Source organism: Pseudomonas sp. Irchel 3E19 (assembly GCF_900187585.1).
In the GTDB taxonomy this organism is placed as follows: Bacteria; Pseudomonadota; Gammaproteobacteria; order Pseudomonadales; family Pseudomonadaceae; genus Aquipseudomonas; species Aquipseudomonas baetica.
Genome location: NZ_FYDT01000031.1, coordinates 75,521 through 82,829, shown reverse-complemented (window position 1 = coordinate 82,829; position 7,309 = coordinate 75,521). Strand labels below are relative to the sequence as shown.

Here is a 7,309-nt window from a genome sequence, read left to right as displayed (position 1 = left end):
TGTCAAGTGATTATTTTCAGAAGTTTTCGAAGAATTCTTCAACAACTTCAACCACTTGCGCTTCCGATCTCTCGTTAGCGGGAGGCGAATTCTACAGCGTTACACGCTGCTGTCAACACCTCTTTTTATCCGCTTTCGACCGAGAAGATCGAACCGTTAAAAGAGCCAAACATCACCGCTCTTTCAACTCCTTCCAGGCTTCGATGAACTGAAGCGACCCGCTATCGAAAACCGTATAACTCATTGAATCTCAAGGAGTTTTCCGTTTCGACTGCGCCGGAAGTGGGGCGAATTATAGACGTCTGGAATCTGCCGTCAATAGTTAATTTTGCTTTTCTATCAATCACTTGCAGATCGGTTAAAAAACATCCAGCCTCCCCCCAAAAATAGGCGGGAAACACCATTCCTTCTATATAGAAGGAATGCTCAGAGCACTTCATCCTCCTTGAGCACAGCCACCGCACCCGCGCCCAAACCCAACACCCGCTGCAAAACCTCCAGCGTGTGCTCCCCTAATAAAGGAGGCGCCCAGCGATATTCGACCGGAGTCTCAGACAGCCGTATAGGGCTGGCCACTTGAGGCACCATCCCCGCCAACACATGCGGCAGCTCAATCGCCAACCCACGCGCCTTCACTTGCGGATCCTCAAACACCTGCGACAGATCATTAATTGGCCCACACGGCACGCCCGCCTGCTCCAACTGAGCGACCCATTCAGCCGTGGTCTTGAATACCGTGGCCTGGCGGATAAGGGGAATCAACACCGCCCGGTTCGCCACCCGCAGCTTATTAGTAGCGAAACGCGGATCATCAGCCCATTGCGGCTGCCCCGCCACTTCAGCAAACTTACGGAATTGCCCGTCATTACCCACGGTAAGAATGAAATCACCATCCGCCGTCGGGAAGTCCTGATAAGGCACGATGTTCGGATGCGCATTGCCAAGACGCTTAGGGGCATTGCCGGTAGTCAGGTAGTTCATCGCCTGGTTAGCCAGACAGGCAACCTGCACATCCAGCAGTGCCATATCGATATGCTGCCCACCACCGTCGTGATCTCGATGAGCCAGCGCCGCGAGGATCGCCACCGTCGAATAGAGACCGGTCAGAATATCCGTCAGCGCCACACCGACCTTCACAGGTCCAGCCCCCTCCTCACCCTCAGGCCGACCGGTCAGACTCATCAGCCCGCCCAGCCCCTGGATCATGAAGTCATAGCCCGCACGCTTGGCGTACGGCCCGGTCTGACCAAACCCCGTAATCGAGCAATAGATCAGATCCGGATTGATCGCCTTAAGCGACTCATAATCCAATCCATAAGCCGCCAGACCGCCGACCTTGAAGTTTTCGATCAGGATGTCCGATTTCGCCGCCAGCTCCCGTACAAGCTTCTGCCCTTCAGACCGGGTGAAGTCGATGGTCACCGATTGCTTGTTACGGTTGGCCGACAGGTAGTAAGCCGCCTCCGACGTATTCTCGCCATAAGCGTCTTTAAGGAAGGGCGGCCCCCAGGCGCGAGTGTCGTCACCGTTGCCCGGGCGCTCGACCTTGATCACCTCGGCGCCAAGGTCAGCGAGGATCTGCCCGGCCCACGGCCCGGCCAATACCCGCGATAAATCCAGTACCCGCAGATGCGACAGCGCGCCCATGGTCGCTCTCCTATTAATAGAACGCTTGCAGACCGGTTTGCGCACGCCCCAGGATCAGCGCGTGAACGTCGTGGGTGCCTTCATAGGTATTCACCACTTCCAGGTTGACCAGATGACGGGCCACGCCGAACTCATCGGAGATGCCGTTGCCGCCCAGCATGTCGCGCGCCATACGGGCGATATCCAATGACTTGCCGCACGAGTTGCGCTTCATGATCGAAGTGATCTCAACCGCCGCTGTACCTTCATCCTTCATACGACCCAGACGCAGGCAGCCTTGCAGGGCCAGAGTGATCTCGGTCTGCATGTCAGCCAGCTTCTTCTGGATCAGTTGAGTGGCGGCCAATGGGCGACCGAACTGATGGCGATCCAGGGTGTATTGGCGGGCGGTGTGCCAGCAGAACTCAGCAGCACCCAGTGCGCCCCAGGAGATACCGTAGCGTGCAGAATTGAGGCAGGTGAACGGACCTTTCAGACCGCGCACGTCCGGGAAGATGTTCTCTTCCGGCACGAATACGTTGTCCATCACGATCTCACCGGTGATCGAAGCACGCAGGCCGACCTTGCCGTGAATAGCCGGTGCGCTCAGACCTTTCCAGCCTTTCTCCAGCACGAAGCCACGGATGTCGCCGGCATCGTCCTTGGCCCACACCACGAACACGTCGGCGATCGGGCTGTTGGTGATCCACATCTTCGCGCCGGTCAGGCTGTAGCCGCCGTCGACCTTGCGAGCACGGGTAATCATCGCGCCCGGGTCGGAACCGTGGTTCGGCTCGGTCAGACCGAAGCAGCCGATCCATTCGCCGGACGCCAGCTTCGGCAGGTATTTCTGTTTCTGTGCTTCAGTGCCGAATTCGTTGATCGGAACCATCACCAGCGAGGACTGCACGCTCATCATCGAGCGATAGCCGGAATCGACACGCTCCACTTCACGAGCGATCAGGCCGTAGCTGACATAGTTGAGGCCGCTGCCACCGTACTGCTCAGGGATGGTCGCGCCCAACAGGCCGACTTCACCCATTTCGCGGAAGATCGCCGGGTCAGTCTTCTCATGGCGGAAGGCTTCGAGGACACGCGGTGCGAGGCTCTGTTGAGCGAACTGCTCGGCGGTGTCGCGGATCATGCGCTCTTCTTCGGTGAGCTGTTGATCCAGCAGCAGGGGATCGATCCAGTTGAAGCTAGCTTTACCGCCCATGAGTGTGTCCTCGCAAATCGGGTGAATAACGTGGCATTGATCCTAGGCCCGGTTCGCCGTCGCGGCAAACGAGGATTTCGCATTCTGTTGTGCTAATTTCTCACTCCGAAACGTCGCTGAATGCCTTTTACGCGGCGCATTAGTGAGGTTGACGTACATGCGCAGGAAGATCCCCAGCACCACAGCCCTGATCAGCTTCGAGGCTGCCGCTCGCCATGAGAGCTTTACCAAGGCCGCCGAAGAACTTTCCCTCACCCAAGGCGCCATTTGCCGACAGATCGCCAGCCTTGAGGACTTCCTCGGCGTGGAACTGTTCCGACGCTCACGACGCGGCGTGAAGCTGACCGAAGCAGGACTTTCCTACAGCCGCCGAGTGGCAACTCAACTCGATGCGGTTGAACGCGACACGCTCTCGGTAATGGGCCAGCAAGGCGCCAATGTGATCGAGTTGGCGGTGGTGCCGACCTTCGGTACGCAATGGCTACTGCCAAGGCTCAAGGATTTCCAGCTCAAGCACCCGGAAGTCACGGTCAACCTGACCAACCGCACTCGGCCGTTCCTGTTTGCCGACACCGACTTCGACGCGGCGATCTACTTTGGCGACGCGGACTGGTCGGGTACCGAATCCCACAGGCTGATGGGCGAGAATCCGATGCCCGTGTGCAGTCCCGCCCTACTCGGCAAGAAGATACAGCTGACAGCCGATGAGATTGCCGAGCTACCGCTTCTACAACAGACCACCCGCCCCTACGCCTGGCGTCAGTGGTTCAATTCGCAACACCTGAATATCCCCCGCGACATGACAGGCCCACGCTACGAGCTATTCTCCATGCTCGCTCAAGCGGCCATGCACGACATGGGCATTGCGCTGATTCCCCCGTTCCTGATCCAGCGGGAATTGGCCGAGAATCGCCTGGTGATTGCCAACCCGCAGGCACTCTCCAGCATCAAGGCGTATTACCTGATGATTCCAGAGCGAAAGGTCGAATCGGCGTCCTTAAGGGCATTTCGCGACTGGCTGGTAAACCAGGCGCAGAGCTACAGCCTAGAAGGATAAAGGCCCAGAGCAATAGCTGACCTCGTAGTCAGCAAAGTAAAAGCACTACAGATATAAGTATTTGTCGCATATTCAACGACTGTATCCGAAAGTCGTACAGACGTCCCACAAGCGCCTGAAGACGTGGCTTTGCGCCTCAATAAACGACTCATTACGGCCTATTCACGTCGCCGATGAGAAATTTTTTCAAATTCAGCCAGAATCCTTACAAGGCACGGCCTGCAAGGGATTCAACCGGCTATCTGCGACATTCGGTCACAGGATGACTTGTAGTTAATTTTCCGTCACCCGTCATAATCCCTTGAAGGGCATAAAGTTCGCCTGCAAAATGCCGCTCCCCGCCCTGATTTGGCGGGATCGTGCTGATCGGCCGCCCCAGTCGCACCATCCGCAGTGCCTGGGTTTACTCAATAAGATCACGCAGGAGATTTGACGTGCACATTGGTGTTCCTCTCGAAACCCAGACCGGTGAAACACGGGTTGCTGCAACCCCGGAAACCATTAAAAAGCTGATCAGCCAAGGTCATAAGGTCACTGTGCAAACCGGCGCCGGCGTCAAAGCCAGCGTTGTCGACAGTGCCTATGAAGCGGCAGGCGCAACCATTGGCAGTGCCAACGATGCGTTTGGCGCCGAGCTGATTCTCAAAGTGGTCGCCCCAAGCGATGCCGAACTGACGCTGATCAAGCGCGGCACGGTGCTGGTTGGCATGCTCAACCCATTCAACAACGAAACCATCGCGAAAATGGCCGAATGCGGGATTACCGCGTTCGCCCTTGAAGCGGCGCCGCGCACCTCGCGGGCGCAGAGTCTCGATGTGTTGTCGTCGCAGGCGAACATTGCCGGCTATAAGTCGGTGCTGCTGGCCGCTCACTACTATCCGCGCTTCATGCCGATGCTGATGACCGCTGCGGGCACCGTGAAAGCGGCGCGCGTGCTGATTCTCGGCGCCGGTGTGGCCGGGTTGCAGGCGATTGCCACGGCGAAACGTCTGGGTGCAGTCATTGAAGCGTCTGACGTACGTCCGGCGGTGAAAGAGCAAATCGAATCCCTCGGCGCCAAGTTCGTCGACGTGCCGTACGAGACCGATGAAGAGCGCGAATGCGCGGTCGGTGTCGGTGGTTACGCGCGACCAATGCCGGCGAGTTGGATGCAGCGTCAGGCCCAGGCGGTACACGAACGCGCCAAACAGGCCGACATTGTCATCACCACTGCACTGATTCCGGGCCGCAAGGCACCGACGCTGTTGAGCGCGGACACCGTGGCGCAGATGAAACCGGGTTCGGTGGTCATCGACCTCGCAGCGGCTCAGGGTGGCAACTGCCCGCTGACCGTGGCCGATCAGGTCGTGATCGAGAATGGCGTAACCATTTGCGGCCCGACCAATCTCGCCGGTGAAGTCGCCGCAGACGCTTCGGCGCTGTACGCGCGCAACCTGCTGGACTTCCTGAAGCTGGTCTTCGCTAAAGAAGGCCAGTTCGACGTCAACCTCGAAGACGACATCGTCGCCGCGTGCCTGATGTGCCGCGACGGCCAAGTCATCCGCAAAAACGCCTAAGCAGGGATTCAGACGATGGAAGAGCTTATCTCCCCCGGTATCTACAACCTGATCATCTTCGTGCTGGCGATTTATGTCGGTTACCACGTGGTCTGGAACGTTACGCCTGCGCTGCACACCCCCTTGATGGCAGTGACCAACGCGATTTCCGCAATCGTGATCGTCGGCGCCATGCTGGCCGCTGCGCTGACCGTCACGCCGCTGGGCAAGACCATGGGCACCCTCGCCGTGGCGCTGGCCGCGGTCAACGTGTTCGGTGGCTTCCTGGTCACCCGCCGCATGCTTGAGATGTTCAAGAAGAAAGCCCCGAAAGTAAAAGAAGAGGCGCCGAAGTAATGAGCATGAATCTCGTCACGACGCTCTACCTGATCGCGTCGATCTGCTTCATCCAGGCCCTCAAAGGCCTGTCGCACCCGACCACTTCACGGCGCGGCAACCTGTTCGGCATGCTCGGCATGGCGCTGGCCATCCTGACCACCGTCGGTCTCATCTATAAGTTGGGTGCAGAGCTGGCCACTGCCGGTATCGGTTACGTGATCGTCGGCCTGCTGATCGGCGGCACCGCCGGTTCGATCATGGCCAAGCGTGTTGAAATGACCAAAATGCCGGAACTGGTCGCCTTCATGCACAGCATGATCGGCCTGGCGGCGGTGTTCATCGCCATTGCTGCCGTGGTTGAGCCGCAGTCGCTGGGCATCGTCAAGCAACTGGGCGACGCGATCCCGGCGGGCAACCGTCTGGAACTGTTCCTCGGCGCGGCGATTGGTGCAATCACCTTCTCCGGTTCGGTGATCGCCTTCGGCAAACTGTCGGGCAAGTACAAGTTCCGCCTGTTCCAAGGCGCACCGGTACAGTTCGCCGGTCAGCACAAGCTGAACGCAGTACTGGGTCTGGCCACATTGGCACTCGGCCTGACCTTCATGTTCACCGGCAACCTCACCGCGTTCGCGTTGATGCTGGCGCTGGCGTTCGTGATGGGCGTGCTGATCATCATCCCGATCGGCGGCGCCGATATGCCGGTGGTGGTATCGATGCTCAACAGCTACTCCGGCTGGGCGGCGGCAGGTATTGGTTTTTCGCTGAACAACTCGATGCTGATCATCGCCGGTTCGCTGGTGGGTTCGAGCGGTGCGATCCTCTCGTACATCATGTGCAAGGCAATGAACCGTTCCTTCTTTAATGTACTGCTCGGCGGTTTCGGCAATACGGCGGATGCTGGCCCGGCCGGTGCGAAAGAAGCGCGTCCGGTGAAATCCGGCTCGGCTGATGACGCGACCTTCCTGCTGACCAACGCCGACACCGTGATTATCGTGCCGGGCTACGGTCTGGCGGTGGCCCGTGCGCAGCATGCTCTGAAGGAGCTGACCGAGAAGCTGACTCACCGTGGCGTGACCGTGAAGTACGCGATCCACCCGGTGGCCGGCCGCATGCCTGGGCATATGAACGTGCTGCTCGCCGAGGCCGAAGTGCCTTACGACCAGGTGTTCGAGATGGAAGACATCAACTCCGAGTTCGGCCAGGCCGACGTGGTGCTGGTGCTGGGCGCGAACGACGTGGTCAACCCGGCCGCGAAGAACGATCCGAAATCGCCGATTGCCGGCATGCCGATTCTCGAAGCGTTCAAGGCCAAGACCATCATCGTCAACAAGCGCTCGATGGCCAGCGGCTATGCCGGTCTGGACAACGAGCTGTTCTACCTGGACAAGACCATGATGGTGTTCGGTGACGCGAAGAAAGTCATCGAAGACATGGTCAAAGCGGTCGAGTAACTCGCCGCTGAAACACCGAACGCCCCGATTCGTCGGGGCGTTTTTGTTTGCGCAAACAGTCGGACAATATGCCGCGTTGTTGCAG

General features: G+C 58.6%; 6 protein-coding genes. 4 read left to right on the top strand and 2 right to left on the bottom strand.

The window, feature by feature from the left end; all coding sequences use genetic code 11:
- Nucleotides 1-426: 426 nt before the first annotated feature.
- Nucleotides 427-1,647 carry a CaiB/BaiF CoA-transferase family protein gene (locus tag CKW18_RS19475; protein WP_095190296.1) on the bottom strand — a complete coding sequence of 407 codons (1,221 nt, stop codon included), beginning with the start codon at nucleotides 1,645-1,647 and terminating at the stop codon, nucleotides 427-429.
- Between the two features lie 13 nt (nucleotides 1,648-1,660).
- The gene (locus tag CKW18_RS19470; protein WP_095190295.1) at nucleotides 1,661-2,842 is read right to left on the bottom strand and encodes an acyl-CoA dehydrogenase; all 1,182 of its coding nucleotides are present in this window, start codon (nucleotides 2,840-2,842) and stop codon (nucleotides 1,661-1,663) included.
- Nucleotides 2,843-2,999: 157 nt separating this feature from the next.
- On the opposite strand from CKW18_RS19470, the gene CKW18_RS19465 reads away from it, so the two are divergent.
- The 4 genes from CKW18_RS19465 (at nucleotide 3,000) to CKW18_RS19450 (ending at nucleotide 7,224) form a co-directional block, all read left to right on the top strand.
- Nucleotides 3,000-3,899 (top strand): LysR family transcriptional regulator, encoded by a 900-nt coding sequence (locus CKW18_RS19465; RefSeq protein ID WP_095190294.1) that lies wholly within the window; start codon nucleotides 3,000-3,002, stop codon nucleotides 3,897-3,899.
- Between the two features lie 434 nt (nucleotides 3,900-4,333).
- Nucleotides 4,334-5,455, top strand: a complete 1,122-nt coding sequence (locus CKW18_RS19460; RefSeq protein WP_095190293.1) for a Re/Si-specific NAD(P)(+) transhydrogenase subunit alpha — start codon at nucleotides 4,334-4,336, stop codon at nucleotides 5,453-5,455.
- Between the two features lie 15 nt (nucleotides 5,456-5,470).
- A complete protein-coding gene (locus CKW18_RS19455; protein ID WP_003187417.1) occupies nucleotides 5,471-5,791 on the top strand; it encodes an NAD(P) transhydrogenase subunit alpha in 321 nt (106 codons plus the stop codon).
- Nucleotides 5,791-7,224, top strand: a complete 1,434-nt coding sequence (locus CKW18_RS19450; RefSeq protein WP_095190292.1) for an NAD(P)(+) transhydrogenase (Re/Si-specific) subunit beta — start codon at nucleotides 5,791-5,793, stop codon at nucleotides 7,222-7,224. The genes CKW18_RS19455 and CKW18_RS19450 overlap by 1 nt, the downstream gene beginning before the upstream one ends.
- Nucleotides 7,225-7,309: the final 85 nt, after the last annotated feature.